Annotated in this window: 9 protein-coding genes and 1 pseudogene; 1 reads left to right on the forward strand and 9 read right to left on the reverse strand. The window is 68.3% G+C overall.

Annotated elements, in window-relative coordinates; translation table 11 throughout:
* Nucleotides 1-49: 49 nt before the first annotated feature.
* The 5 genes and pseudogenes from BLU62_RS16370 to BLU62_RS16390 form a co-directional block, all read right to left on the reverse strand.
* On the reverse strand, nucleotides 50-970 hold the full coding sequence (locus BLU62_RS16370) for an HpcH/HpaI aldolase/citrate lyase family protein (protein WP_074850722.1): 921 nt from the start codon (nucleotides 968-970) through the stop codon (nucleotides 50-52).
* 5 nt (nucleotides 971-975) lie between these two features.
* Nucleotides 976-1,476: a MaoC family dehydratase gene (locus BLU62_RS16375; RefSeq protein WP_074852950.1), complete on the reverse strand. Its 501-nt coding sequence runs from the start codon at nucleotides 1,474-1,476 to the stop codon at nucleotides 976-978.
* A gap of 11 nt (nucleotides 1,477-1,487) precedes the next feature.
* A complete protein-coding gene (locus BLU62_RS16380; protein WP_074850724.1) occupies nucleotides 1,488-2,633 on the reverse strand; it encodes an acyl-CoA dehydrogenase family protein in 1,146 nt (381 codons plus the stop codon).
* 158 nt (nucleotides 2,634-2,791) lie between these two features.
* A pseudogene (locus BLU62_RS16385) lies at nucleotides 2,792-4,851 on the reverse strand (acetyl/propionyl/methylcrotonyl-CoA carboxylase subunit alpha).
* 56 nt (nucleotides 4,852-4,907) lie between these two features.
* Nucleotides 4,908-6,476, reverse strand: a complete 1,569-nt coding sequence (locus BLU62_RS16390; protein ID WP_074850726.1) for a carboxyl transferase domain-containing protein — start codon at nucleotides 6,474-6,476, stop codon at nucleotides 4,908-4,910.
* Between the two features lie 420 nt (nucleotides 6,477-6,896).
* Between BLU62_RS16390 and BLU62_RS16400 the strand changes: the two genes are divergently transcribed.
* Nucleotides 6,897-10,460, forward strand: a complete 3,564-nt coding sequence (locus tag BLU62_RS16400; RefSeq protein ID WP_074850730.1) for an indolepyruvate ferredoxin oxidoreductase family protein — start codon at nucleotides 6,897-6,899, stop codon at nucleotides 10,458-10,460.
* 192 nt (nucleotides 10,461-10,652) lie between these two features.
* On the opposite strand, the gene BLU62_RS16405 is transcribed toward BLU62_RS16400, so the two are convergent.
* The 4 genes from BLU62_RS16405 to BLU62_RS16420 form a co-directional block, all read right to left on the reverse strand.
* Nucleotides 10,653-11,483 carry a class I SAM-dependent methyltransferase gene (locus BLU62_RS16405; RefSeq protein ID WP_074850732.1) on the reverse strand — a complete coding sequence of 277 codons (831 nt, stop codon included), beginning with the start codon at nucleotides 11,481-11,483 and terminating at the stop codon, nucleotides 10,653-10,655.
* A complete protein-coding gene (locus BLU62_RS16410) occupies nucleotides 11,464-12,156 on the reverse strand; it encodes a DUF5336 domain-containing protein (RefSeq protein WP_074850734.1) in 693 nt (230 codons plus the stop codon). The genes BLU62_RS16405 and BLU62_RS16410 overlap by 20 nt, the downstream gene beginning before the upstream one ends.
* 112 nt (nucleotides 12,157-12,268) lie before the next feature.
* The gene (locus BLU62_RS16415) at nucleotides 12,269-13,504 is read right to left on the reverse strand and encodes an acyl-CoA dehydrogenase family protein (RefSeq protein ID WP_074850736.1); all 1,236 of its coding nucleotides are present in this window, start codon (nucleotides 13,502-13,504) and stop codon (nucleotides 12,269-12,271) included.
* Complete coding sequence (locus BLU62_RS16420) at nucleotides 13,501-15,162, reverse strand: class I adenylate-forming enzyme family protein (RefSeq protein WP_074850738.1); 1,662 nt, start codon at nucleotides 15,160-15,162, stop codon at nucleotides 13,501-13,503. Before BLU62_RS16420 ends, BLU62_RS16415 begins: the two co-directional genes overlap by 4 nt.
* Between the last annotated feature and the right edge of the window lie 24 nt (nucleotides 15,163-15,186).

Consider the following 15,186-nt stretch of genomic DNA (forward strand, 5'->3'; position numbering starts at 1 on the left):
GTCGGGAAGGCGAGGGTGTGTCGGGAAGACGGGTGTCGGAAGACGTGGATCAGGATTCGTCGGCGGTGGCGGTGGCCTGTTCGGCCACCCGGGACAGCACCACCTCGGCCTGGCGGAGCACCGGACCGTCGATCATCTGGCCGTCGAGGCTGAAGACCCCGCCGCCGTGTTCGGCGGAACCGTCGAGGACCTTGCGTGCCCACGCGATCGACTCCTCGGACGGCCGGTAGCCGGCCCGGATGTGCTCCACCTGCGACGGATGGATGCACGCGGTCGCGGTGTACCCGAGCGCCACCGCGTCCCGCACCTCGGCGATCAGGCCGTCGACGTCGTCGATGTCGAGATGCACCGAGTCGACGGCGAACTTGCCGTGCGCGGCGGCCGCGATGCGGACCATCGACCGCACCCAGGCGGCGACGTCGCGGTACTCCCCGGCGCGCGGCTCGTCGGGACCGAACCGGCTCGACGTCCCGCCGAGCCCGGCGACCAGGTCCTCTGCGCCCCACATGAGTCCGATGCAGTTCGAGGTGGCGGCGATGTCGTTGGCGCGGGTCGCGCCCAGCGGTGTCTCGATCAGCGCGATCGTCTGGAACGCGGTGTCCAGGATCGACACCACGTCCTCCGATTTGGCCTGCATGACGACCCGGTAGTTGGTCTCGGAGACCGCGGCGAGGTCACGGCGATAATCGCCGGTACCGGCCGGGTTGATCCGCACGATGGTGCGGTCGGGGTCGATCGGGTTGGCGATCAACGCCTCCCGGGCCGCCGCGCGGTTCTCCGGGGACACCGCATCCTCGAGGTCGAGGATGACGACGTCGGCTCGATCGAGGGCCTTCTGATAACGCTCGGGCCGGTCGGCGGGGCAGAACAGCAGCGCCGGCCCGGCGGGTAACCAGGCGTTGGCCAGCTGGGAATCGCCCAGATTCGCTCCGCTCACGAGCGAGTTGTCGGCGGGTCCGTCGAAGAACATCGTCGTCACTCCGTAGGTTGTTTGCGTACCAGCGTGGCCCGCGCGGCTCGCGCGACTACCTCGCCGTGCTGATTGCGTCCGATGTGGGTCAAGTTCACCACGCCCTCCCCCGGCCTCGACCGGGATTCACGTTTACCGGTGCACAGGGTCTCGGCGTACAGCGTGTCGCCGGCGAACAGCGGAGCGGGGAACGCGATCTCGGTGAAACCGAGGTTCGCGACCAGTGTGCCCTGCGTGAGCTGGCTGACCGAGAGGCCGACGATCGTCGACAGCGTGAACATCGAGTTGATCAGACGCTGCCCACCGAAACCGGGCTGACGGGCCGACCACGCGGCGTCGAGGTGCAGGGCCTGGGTGTTCATGGTGAGCGTCGTGAACAGCACGTTGTCGGCCTCGGTCACAGTACGGCCGGGCCGGTGTTCGTAGAGCGTGCCCTCGATGAACTCCTCGAACCACAGTCCACGCTGGACCACGCGGCTCACGGGTGCCTGTTCCCCGCCACCCATGTCGCTGTCGGTCATGCGAATCCCAACTCTCGGGCGATGAGCATCAGCTGCACCTCGGTGGTGCCTTCACCGATCTCGAGGATCTTCGAGTCCCGGTAGTGACGGGCGACCGGGTAGTCGTTCATGAAGCCGTAGCCGCCGTGGATCTGGGTCGCGACGCGCGCATTGTCCATGGCGGCCTCGCTGGCCACCAGCTTCGCGATCGACGCCTCCTTCTTGAAGGGCTTGCCCGCCAGCATCTTCGCCGCCGCGTCGTAGTAGGCGGTGCGGGCCACATGGGCTCGCGCCTCCATCCGGGCGATGGCGAAGGACACCGACTGGTACTCCCCGATCGGTTTGCCGAACGACTGACGCTCCTTGGCGTACTTGACGCTCTCGTCGACGCAGCCCTGCGCGGCACCGGTCGCGAGCGCCGCGATCGCGATGCGGCCCTCGTCGAGGATCGACAGGAAGTTGGCATAGCCGCGCCCACGCTCGCCGAGCAGATTCTCCTTCGGCACCCGCACATCGGTGAACGTGAGCGGATGAGTGTCGGAGGCGTTCCAGCCGACCTTGTTGTAGGCCGGTTCGGCGGTGAACCCGGGGGTTCCCGACGGCACGATGATCGTCGAGATCTCCTTCTTGCCGTTCTCCTTCACCCCGGTCACCGCGGTGACGGTGACCAGCGAGGTGATGTCGGTGCCCGAGTTGGTGATGAACTGTTTGCCGCCGTTGATGATCCACGAGTCACCATCGTCGCGGGCGGTGGTCGCGGTGGCACCGGCGTCGGAGCCGGCCCCCGGCTCGGTGAGGCCGAAGCCGGCGAGTGCGGTACCGGCGGTGAGGTCGGGCAGGTACTGCTGCTTCTGCTCCTCGGTGCCGAAACGGTAGATCGGCATCGCGCCCAGGCTCACGCCGGCTTCGAGCGTGATGGCGACCGACTGGTCGACCTTGCCGAGTTCCTCGAGCGCGAGGGCCAGCGCGAAGTAGTCGCCGCCCATGCCGCCGTACTTCTCGTCGAAGGGCAGACCGAAGAGGCCCATCTTGCCCATCTGGGCGATGACCTCATACGGGAAGGTGTGGTCGGCATCGTGTTTCGCGGCCACCGGCGCCACCACGGTCTGCGCGAAGTCGCGCACCGTTGCGATGAGGTCGGTGTACTCCTGCGTGAGTTCCATTGGGAGTCCTGTTCACTCGTGTCGTTCGGTTCGGTTTGGTTGCGAGCCCTTCGAGGCTCGTCGCTTGCGCTCCTCGCACCTCAGGGAGCGGGGGCCGGTCGCTTGCGATCCTCGCACCCCTCCGCTCCCTGAGGAGGCCCGGAGCTTGCGGAGGGCCGTCACGAAGGGGCGGGAACGGGCTCCCGGCTCTCCGCAGGCGTCACCACGGCGAGAACCTGTCCGGCATCCACCTTGTCACCGACCGCCACCGTGATGTCGACGGTCCCGTCGACCGGCGCGGTGAGTGTGTGTTCCATCTTCATCGCCTCGACGACCACGACCGGCGACCCGCTGGTCACCTCGTCGCCGGACGCGGCGCCGACGGCGACGACGGTGCCCGGCATCGGGCTGGCGATCTCGCCGGCCCGCTCGTCGGCCGCCTCGTCGAGAATCGGGCGGGCGAGGTCGAGGACCCAGGAGCCCGATGGGCCGGACACCCACCAGGATTCGCCGATCAGCGTCGACGACCACGACTGGCTGACGCCGTCGACGATGAGCCGGTCGGAGTCGCGTCCGCCACCGGGCTGCGCGGGGAGGTAGACGACGTCGGCGGTCCACGACTCGCCCTCCGCCCCGTCGACACCTTCGACGACGACCGTCGCGGACCCGGAGATCGACTGCGCATCAGCATGTTCGACGCGGATGGAAACGGTGGAGTGGTGTCCGCCGCTCACCAGCCTGGTGCTCACCGGCGTGGGTGCGCCGACCCGCCAGCCCACCGCCGAGGACCAGACGTCACCGCGGTCCCGGGTTCCGATGCGGGCGAGGCCCACGAGGACCTGCGCCTCCGGGGCCGGTTGCGGCACCGCGTAGTCGACGACCAGGCGGTCGAGCAGTTCGGTGTCGAGCTCGGCGTCGACGACGGCCTGCTGACGCAGAACGAAACGGCAGAAGTCGATGTTGGTGACGACACCGAGGACGCGGGTGTGCGCCAGCGCCTGGTCGAGGCGTTCGAGTGCCTCCTCACGGTCGCTGCCGTGCGCGATGATCTTGGCGAGCATCGGGTCGTAGTCGCTGCCGACGCGAAGCCCCTCGAGCATGGCGGAGTCGACGCGGACGCCGCTGCCCGGCGAGGAGTCGGGAGGGACGAGATGTTCGATGGTGCCGCCGGTGGGCAGGAAGCCACGGGCCGGATCCTCGGCGTACACGCGGGCCTCGATGGCATGGCCGGTGAGCGTGATGTCGTCCTGGACCAGGCCGAGCACCTCGCCGCGGGCCACGCGGATCTGCTGTTCCACCAGGTCGATTCCGGTGACGAGCTCGGTGACCGGGTGTTCGACCTGTAGCCGGGTGTTCATCTCCATGAAGAAGAACTCGTCCGGCTTGTGCGCCGACACGATGAACTCGACGGTGCCCGCGCCGGTGTAGCCGACGCTGCGCGCGGCGTCGCAGGCCGCCTCGCCGATCCGGGCGCGGGTCTCGGCGTCGAGCAGCGCCGACGGCGCCTCCTCGATGACCTTCTGGTGGCGGCGCTGCAGGGAGCACTCGCGTTCGCCGAGATGGACGACGTTGCCGTGGGTGTCGGCGAGAACCTGTACCTCGATGTGGCGCGGGGTGTCCACGAAGTGTTCGAGGAACAGTGCGTCGTCACCGAATGCGGCGCCGGCCTCGCGTCGTGCCCGCTGCAGTGCCGCAGGCAGTTCCGCGGGGTCGGCGACGCGGTGCATGCCCTTGCCGCCGCCGCCGGCGCTCGGCTTGATCAGGACGGGGAAGCCGATGTCGGGGCCGCGGCGATGAGATCCTCGTCGGTGAGACCGGGACGCGAGAGGCCGGGGACCACCGGTACGTCGCGCTCGGTGACCGCGGCGCGTGCGGTGATCTTGTCGCCCATCGTGGCGATGGCCTCGGCCGGCGGGCCGATGAAGACGATGCCCGCCTCCGCCAGCGCGGCAGCGAACTTCTGGTTCTCCGAGAGGAATCCGTAGCCGGGGTGCACGGCGTCGGCGCCGGTCTTGCGCGCGGCGTCGACCACGGCGGCGATGTCGAGATAGCTCTGCGCCGCCGCGGCCGGTCCGATCCGGACGGCGACGTCGGCCTCGCGGACGTGACGTGCGTGCGCGTCGGCATCGGAGTAGACGGCGATACTGCGGATTCCCAAGCGGCGCAGCGTGTCGATAACCCGGCAGGCGATCTCACCACGATTCGCCACCAGGACGCTGCGAATGGGTCTGGTGCTCACGGTCTGAAGGTCCTCTGTCGTCGTGGGTGAACTCGGTTGCATCTCGGACTCCGCTCTCACATCCGGAAGACGCCGTAGCGCGGGTCGGCCAGTGGGGCGTAGCGCGCCGTCTCGAGCGCGAGGCCGAGGAGCGTGCGGGTCTGGGCGGGGTCGACGATGCCGTCGTCCCAGAGTCGGGCCGTCGAGTAGTAGGCGTCGGACTGCTGTTCGAACTGTTCGCGGATGGGCGCCTTGAAGGCCTCTTCGTCCTCCGCCGCCCAGGTGTCCCCGGACCGCTCGATCTGGTTGCGGCGCACGGTGCCCAGCGTGTCGGCGGCCTGCGGGCCACCCATCACGGAGATGCGGGCATTGGGCCACATCCACAGGAACCGCGGCGAGTAGGCGCGGCCGCACATCGAGTAGTTGCCGGCACCGAACGAGCCGCCGACCATGACGGTGAACTTCGGGACGCGCGCGCAGGCAACCGCATTGACCATCTTGGCGCCGTTCTTGGCGATACCACCCTGCTCGTAGGCCTTGCCGACCATGAACCCGGTGATGTTCTGGAGGAAGATCAACGGGATTCGGCGCTGGTCGCAGAGCTCGATGAAATGCGCTCCCTTGAGGGCGGATTCGCTGAAGAGCACACCGTTGTTGGCGATGATGCCCACCGGATGACCGTGGATGTGGGCGAAGGCGGTGACGAGCGTCGTACCGTAGTTCGCCTTGAACTCGGTGTATTCACCGGCGTCGCACATGATCTCGATGACCTCGCGCACGTCGTACGGGGTGCGCGAGTCGGTGGGCACCACGTCGTAGATGTCGGTCTGCGGGCGGAGGGGTTCGCGCGACGGGATGGTCTCCCACTGCGGCGCCTCACGCGGACCGAGGGTGGCGACGATCTCGCGGACCTTGGCGAGCGCCTGCTGGTCGTTGTCGACGAGGTGGTCGGTGACACCGGAGACCGACGAATGCATCGCACCGCCGCCGAGGTCCTCGGCCGAGACGTCTTCGCCGGTCGCGGCTTTCACCAGCGGCGGGCCGGCGAGGAAGATCGTGCCCTGGTTGCGGACGATGACCGTCTCGTCGCTCATCGCGGGGACGTAGGCGCCACCGGCGGTCGAGGAACCGAGGACGGCCGCGATCTGCGGGATGCCCGCCGCACTCATGGTCGCCTGGTTGAAGAAGATGCGGCCGAAGTGGTCGCGATCCGGGAAGACCTCGTCCTGCTGCAGCAGCATCGCGCCGCCGGAGTCGACGAGGTAGATGCAGGGCAGCCGGTTGGCGGCCGCGATCTCCTGCGCCCGCAGGTGCTTCTTCACCGTCACCGGGTAGTAGGTGCCGCCGGAGACCGTGGCGTCGTTGGCCACGATCATGCATTCCCGACCGGCCACCCGGCCGACGCCGGCGATGACGCCCGCGGCCGGAGCCTTGTCGTCGTACATCCCGAACGCGGCGAGCGGAGCGACCTCGATGAACGGCGACCCGACGTCGAGCAGGCCGTCGACGCGGTCGCGCGGCAGCAGCTTGCCGCGCGAGACGTGGCGCTCGCGCGCCTTGGCCCCACCGCCGGCGGCCACGGTCGTCAGACGCTGGTGGAGCAGGTCGAGATTCTGCTGGTGCGCGGCCCGGAAGCCGTCGATCATGCTGGTCACCGTCGACCCTTCAGTTAGTTGGGATTAACTGAGTGAAATCCTACTTCATCGAGTGGCCCATGTCACCCCCGCCTCCCCCGCCACCCCCGCCGGCTGAGCCGGTACCGAGCGCAGCGAGGCACCGACGCTCCCCGCCGGCTGAGCCGGTACCGAGCGCAGCGAGGCACCGCCACCCCCGCCGGCTGAGCCGGTACCGAGCGCAGCGAGGCACCGCCACCCCCGCCGGCTGAGCCGGTACCGAGCGAAGCGAGGCACCGCGTCGAAGCCCCCCCGTGGCCCCATTCGACGTGACGCGCGTCACCTCATCTCGTACTGTGGTGGCAGGCCCACCACCCCAGGGCCGCGACAACCGATGCGTCGACCCCGGCACGACCGGAGTTGGCCACCGCACATAGAAGGCCAGGTAACCCCATGACCCTCGCAGACGACCGCGCACGCTTCCAGCAGGTGCCGACCGCCGAAACACGCTCGTCCGAGCCCCGTATCGAGGGCTTCTCGCTCGACGACCGCTACGCCCGTGAGTCGGGCACGATCTATCTCTCCGGAATCCAGGCCCTGGTCCGCATGGTCCGCGACCGCGCTCGCGTCGATCGTCGGCAGAACCTGAACACCGCATCGTTCATCTCCGGCTACGAGGGTTCGCCCCTGGCCGGCTACGACCTCGAACTCGCTCGGCGCCGCGACCTCCTCGCGCCCTACGACATCACCCACCGCCCCGGTCTGAACGAGGAGATCGCCGCGACCTCGGTGATGGGTTCACAGGTCGCCGCGCAGGTCACGGATTTGGCTCCGACTGCGGACGGCACGTCCCGCGACGGAGTCGTCGGCTACTGGTACGGCAAAGCCCCCGGCCTCGACCGCGCGACCGACGCGATCCGGCACGCCAACCTGGTCGGCACGCACCCGTCCGGTGGTGCGGTGGCGCTGGTCGGCGACGATCCGGGCGCCAAGTCCTCGACCGTGCCCTGCGCGTCGGAGATGGCCCTGGCCGACCTGTACATCCCGATCCTCTACCCCGCCGATTCGCAGGACATCCTCGACCTCGGCGTGCACGCGGCGATCATGAGCCGCGTCAGCGGGCTGTGGACGTCGCTGAAGATCTCGGCCCACGTCGCCGACGGCGCGTCGACCGCCCACGTCGATCCGGAACGGATCATCCCCGCCCACGGCGATCTCGGACGTAGCCCGCATGTACCCAGCGGCCGGTTGCTCGGCGCCAATCTGATGGAGCTCGAACAGAATCAGCTCACCACGCGCATCCCCCGCGCCCTGGAGTACGCGCGGCTCAACGGGATCAACAAGATCGTGGTGTCGACGCCCGACGACCGGATCGGCATCGTCGCCGCAGGAAAGACCTACCTCGATCTTCGAGAGGCCCTGCGCCTCATGCACATCACCGACGACGATCTGCGCCGCCTCGGCATCCGGATCCTCAAGCTCGGGATGGTCTACCCCATCGAACGGGACATCCTGAACCGCTTCATGTTCGACACCGCGCGCGGCGATCTCGACGAGGTCATCGTCATCGAGGAGAAGCGCGATTTCATCGAGACGATGATGCGCGACATCCTGTTCCGGCATCCGCGCGCACCGCGCATCGTCGGCAAGGTCCACGAGGACGGGTCGACCCTGTTCTCCCGCTTCGGCGAACTCGACGTCGACGCCGTCACCCGCGGTCTCGCGGATCGTCTCGCGCGGCATCACGTCGACGCCGCTCAGGCGTGGATCGACGCCAAGTCGCGGCGTCGTACCCGGATCGAGCTGCCACTCGCCGTACGCACCCCGTACTTCTGTTCGGGTTGCCCGCACAACAGCTCGACCAAGGTCTCCGAGGACACGCTCGTCGGCGCCGGGATCGGTTGTCACGCGATGGTTCTGCTGATGGACCCGCGCCAGGTCGGCGACGTCGCCGGCATCACACAGATGGGTGGCGAAGGCGCACAATGGATCGGCATGGCGCCGTTCGTGTCGGCCGGCCACTTCGTCCAGAACGTCGGCGACGGCACGTTCATGCACTCGGGATCGCTGGCACTGCGGGCCGCGGTCGCGTCCGGCGAGAACATCACCTACAAGCTGCTCTACAACGGCACGGTCGCGATGACCGGCGGTCAGGACCCGGTCGGCGAGATGGACCTGCCACGGTTGACCTCTCTCCTGATCGACGAGGGCGTCCGCAAGATCGTGGTGACCACGGACGACCCGAAACGTACTCGGACGCTGGGACTCCCGAAGGGCGTGGAGGTCCGTCATCGGGACGAGATGCTCGACGTCCAGACCGAACTCGCCGGCGTACCCGGTGTGACCGTCCTCGTCCACGACCAGCACTGCGCCGCGGAGAAACGCCGGAAGCGCAAGCGCGGCACCATGCCCACGCCGACGACGCGTGTGATGATCAACGAGCGCATCTGTGAGGGGTGCGGCGACTGCGGCGAGAAGTCGAACTGCCTGTCGGTGCATCCGGTACCGACCGAGTTCGGCCGCAAGACGCAGATCGACCAGAGTTCGTGCAACCTCGACTACTCGTGTCTGAAGGGCGACTGCCCGTCGTTCGTCACCGTCTCGCCAGGCACGACGCGGACGCGGGCGCGCGCCACCGACATCCCCGACGCGCTGCTGCCGGAACCGGCGCTGCCCGCAGTACGCGACACGTTCTCCCTCCGTGTCACCGGCATCGGCGGCACCGGTGTGGTGACCGTGTCGCAGGTGCTGGCCACGGCCGCGGTGCTCGACGGTCACGCCGCACGCACCGTCGACATGACGGGGCTCGCGCAGAAGGGCGGTGCCGTCGTCAGCGACATCAAGATCGCACCGCACGACGTCGAGCAGGCCGCCAAGGTGGCCACCGATGACTGCGACCTCTACCTCGTCTGCGACCCCCTGGTCGGGACCGACCCGGTGAATCTGAAGGTCGCGGCACCGGAGAAGACCGTGGCCGTGGTGTCCACGACGCAGGTGCCGACCGGGCTCATGGTCATCGACACCTCGGTCGGCTTCCCCGCGGAAACCGCGATCCATTCGGCGATCGACGCGAAGGTGACACGCGGCCTCTACCTGGATTCCGGTGCGCTGTCGACGGCACTGTTCGGCGATGAGCAGTTCGCCAACATGCTCATGGTCGGGGCCGCGTACCAGGCGGGCTCCCTGGCCATCTCGGCGTCGTCGATCGAGCGGGCGATCGAGCTGAACGGGGTCGCGGTCGACGCCAACGTGCAGGCCTTCCGGCGGGGACGCCAGGCCGTCGCCGATGCGGACGCCGTGTCGGCGACCATCTCCTCGCTGCACGGCGCGTCGACCTCGGAACCCGAGCCGAGCGAACACGCGATGAGCGTGGTCCGTGCGCGCGGTGTCGACGACGAACTGTTGCGCACCGTCGCGATCCGCTATGACGAGCTGATCGCCCACTCCGACGAGCGGTACGCGCGTGAGTATCTCGACATCGTCGAGCGCGTGCACCGCAGCGCCGGGCAGGTCGCGTTCACCGATGCGGTGGCGCGCAATCTGTTCAAGCTGATGGCCTACAAGGACGAGTACGAGGTGGCACGCCTGACGCAGGATGCCGCGTTCGCGGCGAAGGTGGCCGATGCGTTCGGCGACGACGCCGAGGTCGCCGTGCGGCTGCATCCGCCGACCCTGCGCCGGATGGGTATGCGCGAGAAGATGTCTCTCGGCCCGTGGGCCGACCGGCCGCTCGCCGGCCTCGCGAAGATGAAGCGACTCCGCGGAACGGCGCTCGACCCGTTCGGCCGCAACGAGATCCGCCGCACCGAGCGCGAGCTGATCGCCGAGTACCGGCAGATCGTCGACGCACTGCTGGCCGGGATCGGGAACGGCGCGATCGGTGAGTCGCAGCTCCCGACCGTCGTCGAGCTGGCCGGCTTGCCCGACATGGTGCGCGGCTACGAGAGCGTGAAGATGCGCAACGTCGAGAAGTATCGGGCGGAGGTCGGCCGGCTGCGTCAGGCCCTGGGCGTCTGACACACCGCCCGGGCGGTACCCGGGCTGGAATCCGCCCCTGAAAACCACCCGCCCCTGCGATCCGCCCCCGAAAACGACCCCTGAAGACGACCCCTCAGCGGCTGCCCACCGACGACCGCTGGTCGCGGCGGGGCGCTGGAGGGTGGATTCCAGGGGCGCATTTCGGACCGGGGTGGATTTCGGGGGCGCATTTCAGGGGTGTATTTCAGCGCGCCGCCGGAAGCGGGCGACCACCGTCTGACCGTCGTCGCCGGGGACGGCGTCGATGTCGAACGACCGCAGGTACCCGTCACGCACGGCGACGGCGTCGAACTGTACGACGTTCATCTCGATGAACAGGATTCCGGTGCCGGACAGCCATGTCTGCGCATCGACGATCAGCGCGTCGACGTGGTCGAGGCCGTCGACGCCCCCGGTGAGCGCACGTCGCGGTTCGTGATCGCGCGCTTCCGGAGCCAAGAGATCGAAGGCGTGTTCGGGGACGTACGGCGGGACGGCGGCGATCACGTCGACGCGACCGCGAAGCGACGCGGGTACCGCGTCGAACCCGATCCCGTGATGGATCTGCGCATGATCGGGCAGGTTCCGGCGGGCATGGACGAGCGCGTCGGCGGCGATGTCGGCCGCGTGTATCCGCGCGCCCCCGACGACGGCGGCCACGGCGGAAGCGATCGGCGCCACCCCGCAGAACGCCTCGAGGACAACAGGTTCGGGATGCCGCGACGCCGCCTTGACGGCCTCCCCGGCCAACAACAGCGTCCGCTGCCGCGGTACGAACACCCCTGGTCCGACGCTTAGCCGGAGATCCCCGAACTGCACATGCCCGAGGAGATGTTCGAGGGGTTCACCGGCAATCCGCCGGGAACTCAGATCGTCGAGTTCGTCTGCATCGGAGGCGTGTCGGCGGAGCAACTCGGCCTCGTCATCGGCGAACACACAGCCGGCACGACGAAGTGCAATCACCAGCGGGTCGTCGACGAGACCCGCCGGTTGCACATGTCCGTCAGGAAGGTGTGGCGTCATCCTTCTTGAGACCGTACAAGAACGACGCCGTCATGAGCAGCGCCACCTGCACGAATCCGAAGATCAGCCCGAGGATGGCGCCTGCCCCGAGCTCGACGAACGGCGGCATGACCAACGCCGACGCGAACAGTGCCAACCACCCGGCGAGCGCGATCACGGCGAGGAAGGGCAGGGCCCTTCGGTACCGGGGAACCAGCACGAACGTCGTCGCGACCCCGACGACGCCGAGCAGGATGAAGAACTTGCCCGGGTTCAGCACGACGTCCTCGGAGAAGAACCCGGGGACACTGCCCAGCCCGTCTCCGAAATTGCGGCCCCACGGGTCGATCCCCTGCTGGGGCCCGGCAGACACGTTGATCCAACTGACGAAGCCCATGAAGTAGGTGACGACGCCGGCGACCGCGGCGGCGAACGCGAAGATCACCGACAGATCGGGTCGCGCCGCCGTGCGTTGCGGTCCCATGCCGGGTGCGGGACCCCAGCCACCGGTCGGATACTGGTTCTGCGGTCCCGGAGGACCCCACTGCTGCCCGGGGACCCCGCCGGTGGGCGGGCCGCCCTGAACCTGCGCGGTCTCATCCGGGTTGCCGGGGAAACCGCCGGACGGCGGGGGACCCGGTGGGGCCGGCGACCACTGACCGCCCTGCTGCTGGTTGGGATCGCCTGGGTTCACCGCAAACTCCTCGTCGTCGCGACCTGCGGGCCAGCGTAAGCCGGTCGCGGAATTGTCGAGGCAGTTTGCGCCGGTAACCGGCGCAAACTGCCTCAACTCCTCGCCCCGGGGCTCACCGCCGCAGTTCGGACTTGGCGATCGTGCGGAGATGCACCTCGTCCGGGCCGTCGAAGATGCGCATCGCGCGGTGCCATCCGTACATAGCGGCCAACGGCACGTCGTCGCTGACGCCGGCTCCGCCGTGGACCTGGATGGCACGGTCGATGACCTCGAGCGCCACCCGCGGCACCGACACCTTGGCGGCCGAGACGTACGGCGCGGCAGCCTTGTTGCCGAGTTGATCGATCGTCTTGGCGGCCAGCTGGCACAGCAGGCGCGCCTGGTCGATCGCGATGCGCGATTCGGCGATCTGCTGCTGGACGACGCCCTGCTCGGCCAGCGGCTTGCCGAAGGCGACGCGCGCCTTCGACCGCTGGACCAGGTGGTGCAGTGCTCGTTCGGCAGCGCCGAGCGCGCGCATGCAGTGGTGGATGCGACCGGGTCCGAGTCGCGCCTGTGCCAACGCGAAACCGGCCCCCTCCTCGCCGAGCAGATTCTCGACGGGAACCCGCACGTTCTCGTAGACGACCTCGACGTGGCCGTGCTGGTCGTGGCGACCGAACACCGGCACGTCGCGCACCACGGTGACCCCGGGGGTGTCGATCGGGACCAGCACCATCGACTGCTGCCTATGCGTCGCGGCGTCGAAATCGGTCTTGCCCATGACGATGAGCAGCTTGCAGCGCGGGTCGGCCGCGCCGCTGGTCCACCACTTCCGGCCGTTGATGACGTAGGAGTCGCCGTCACGTTCGATGCTGGTCTCGATGTTGGTCGCGTCGGAACTCGCGACGTCCTTCTCGGTCATCGAGAACGCCGACCGGATCGTGCCGTCGAGAAGCGGCTCGAGCCAGGTCTGCTTCTGCTCGTCGGTGCCGAACAGGTGCAGCAGCTCCATGTTGCCGGTGTCGGGCGCCGCGCCGTTCACGGCTTCCGGCGCCAGATGCAGGCTCCAGCCGGTGATCTCGGCCAGACCGGCGTAGTCGAGCTGGCTGATCCCGGATTCCGCCGGCAGGAACAGATTCCACAGGCCACGTGCCCGCGCCTTCTGCTTCAGCTCTTCGACGACCGCAGGCACATCGTGATCGTCGGGACCGCCGGAACCGCGCTCCTGCTCATAACGCTCCTCCGCCGGGAAGACGTCGGAGTGCATGAACGCGATGAGTTCGTCACGCAGTTCGAGCGCCTTCGACGACGGCCGGAGGTCGAGGGTCTCGGCCGGTGTGCGGGCGGTCAGGTCGGGCTGGATCACTGTGTCACCGTCCGTAATTCACGACGCAGCAGCTTGCCGGTGGCGGTCTTGGGGATGTCACCCATCACCACGACCTCACGCGGATACTTGTAGGCCGCCATCCGCGTCTTGCAGTGCGCGATCAGCTCGTCCGGCGTCGCCTCTGTTCCCGGGCGCAGACTCACGAACGCCTTCACGGTCTCGCCGCGGTAGGAGTCGGGCACGCCGATGACGGCAGCTTCCCGAACCGAAGGATGTTCGTACAGAACGTCTTCGACCTCGCGTGGCCACACCTTGAAACCGCTGGTGTTGATCTGGTCCTTCTTCCGGTCGACGATGTAGAACCATCCGTCGGCATCCATGTACCCGACGTCGCCGGTGTGCAGCACGCCGTTCGGGATGCCCTTGGCGGTCGCCTCCGGCTTGTTCCAGTAGCCGGCGACCACCTGCGGGCCGGCCGTGACCAGCTCGCCGACCTCGCCGGCGGGCAGGTCGTTGCCCTGTTCGTCGACGATCCGGACGACCGTGTCGTAGACGGGAACTCCCACCGAGGTGGCTCCGGTCTCCTCGTCGGCCGGTGCCGTCACGCCGAACGGCACCGCATGCGACGGCGAGGTGGTCTCGGTCAGGCCGTACACGTTGTGGATGTAATGCCCGAAACGCTGCTGGAACTCGGCGATCGTGCTCGGCGGGATCGGTGCGCCACCGGAGTAGATCTTCGACAGGCTCGCCAGCGATGCCGGGTCGATGTCGGGCACGTTCATCAGCGCGATGAACACGGTGATCGAGCCGACCGTGAAGGTCGCCTTCTCCCGCGCGATCGTCGCGATGGTGTCTGCCGGGTCCATCCGGTACATCAGCACCAGCGGCGCACCGGTCAGCTCGGCGAGTGCGATGTGCGCGATGAGTCCGGTGATGTGGAACAGCGGTGCCACACCGAGGATCACGTCGTCGCTGTCGACGCCGACCCAGTCGCGGTAGGTCTGCGCGTTGAAGACCACGTTGCGGTGGGTGGTCATCGCACCCTTGGGCGGTCCGGTGGTCCCCGACGTGTAGGTCAGGAACGCGACGCTGTCGCCGGTCAGATCGGCCTTCGGCGGCCGCTGTCCGCGGTACTTCGCCAGCATCGACGCCAGGTCCACCGTGTCCGGGCACTCGATCCTCTCGACGCCGGCGAGGGTTCCGCTGTTCGCGGTCTGGTACTCCAGCTCCGAGGTCGTGATTACGGTCCGTACCGCGGTCTTGTTGTCGCGCAGCGCTTCCTGTGCGACGTCGCGGTACAGCTGCTGCATCGCGATCAGCACGGTGGCACCGGAGTCGACGAGGATCTCGGCGAGTTCACGGCTGCGGTACATCGGGTTGGCCGAGACGGCGACACCGCCGGCCTTCCAGATGCCCAACTGCGCGATGACGAACTGCGGGATGTTCTGGGCGTAGACCACCGCACGGTCACCCGGGGTGAACCCCAGATCCAGGATGCCGACCGCGAACGCGTCGGTGAGCTCGTCGAGCTCGCCCGCCGTGATCGATCCGTCGAAGTAGCGGATCAGGTCGGCGTCCGGGGTTCGTGCGGCAGTGGCCGCGAACATGTCCAGCGCAGTGTCGAATTCGATGGTCCGCGGAGCGAGATCCTGCTCCCGGTAGCGGCCCAACCACACCTTTTCGTCGTAGACAGTCATGTCTGACGTACCTCTTTCGGCTTC

This window comes from Gordonia westfalica (assembly GCF_900105725.1).
Lineage (GTDB): Bacteria > Actinomycetota > Actinomycetes > Mycobacteriales > Mycobacteriaceae > Gordonia > Gordonia westfalica.

What these genes read in the sequence shown, in the direction of transcription:
- BLU62_RS16420 (WP_074850738.1), bottom strand. Translation starts at nt 15,162, where the DNA reads ATGACTGTCTACGACGAAAAGGTGTGGTTGGGCCGCTACCGGGAGCAG.
- BLU62_RS16380 (WP_074850724.1), bottom strand. Translation starts at nt 2,633, where the DNA reads ATGGAACTCACGCAGGAGTACACCGACCTCATCGCAACGGTGCGCGAC.
- BLU62_RS16390 (WP_074850726.1), bottom strand. Translation starts at nt 6,476, where the DNA reads ATGATCGACGGCTTCCGGGCCGCGCACCAGCAGAATCTCGACCTGCTC.
- BLU62_RS16375 (WP_074852950.1), bottom strand. Translation starts at nt 1,476, where the DNA reads ATGGGTGGCGGGGAACAGGCACCCGTGAGCCGCGTGGTCCAGCGTGGA.
- BLU62_RS16400 (WP_074850730.1), top strand. Translation starts at nt 6,897, where the DNA reads ATGACCCTCGCAGACGACCGCGCACGCTTCCAGCAGGTGCCGACCGCC.
- BLU62_RS16370 (WP_074850722.1), bottom strand. Translation starts at nt 970, where the DNA reads ATGTTCTTCGACGGACCCGCCGACAACTCGCTCGTGAGCGGAGCGAAT.
- BLU62_RS16405 (WP_074850732.1), bottom strand. Translation starts at nt 11,483, where the DNA reads ATGACGCCACACCTTCCTGACGGACATGTGCAACCGGCGGGTCTCGTC.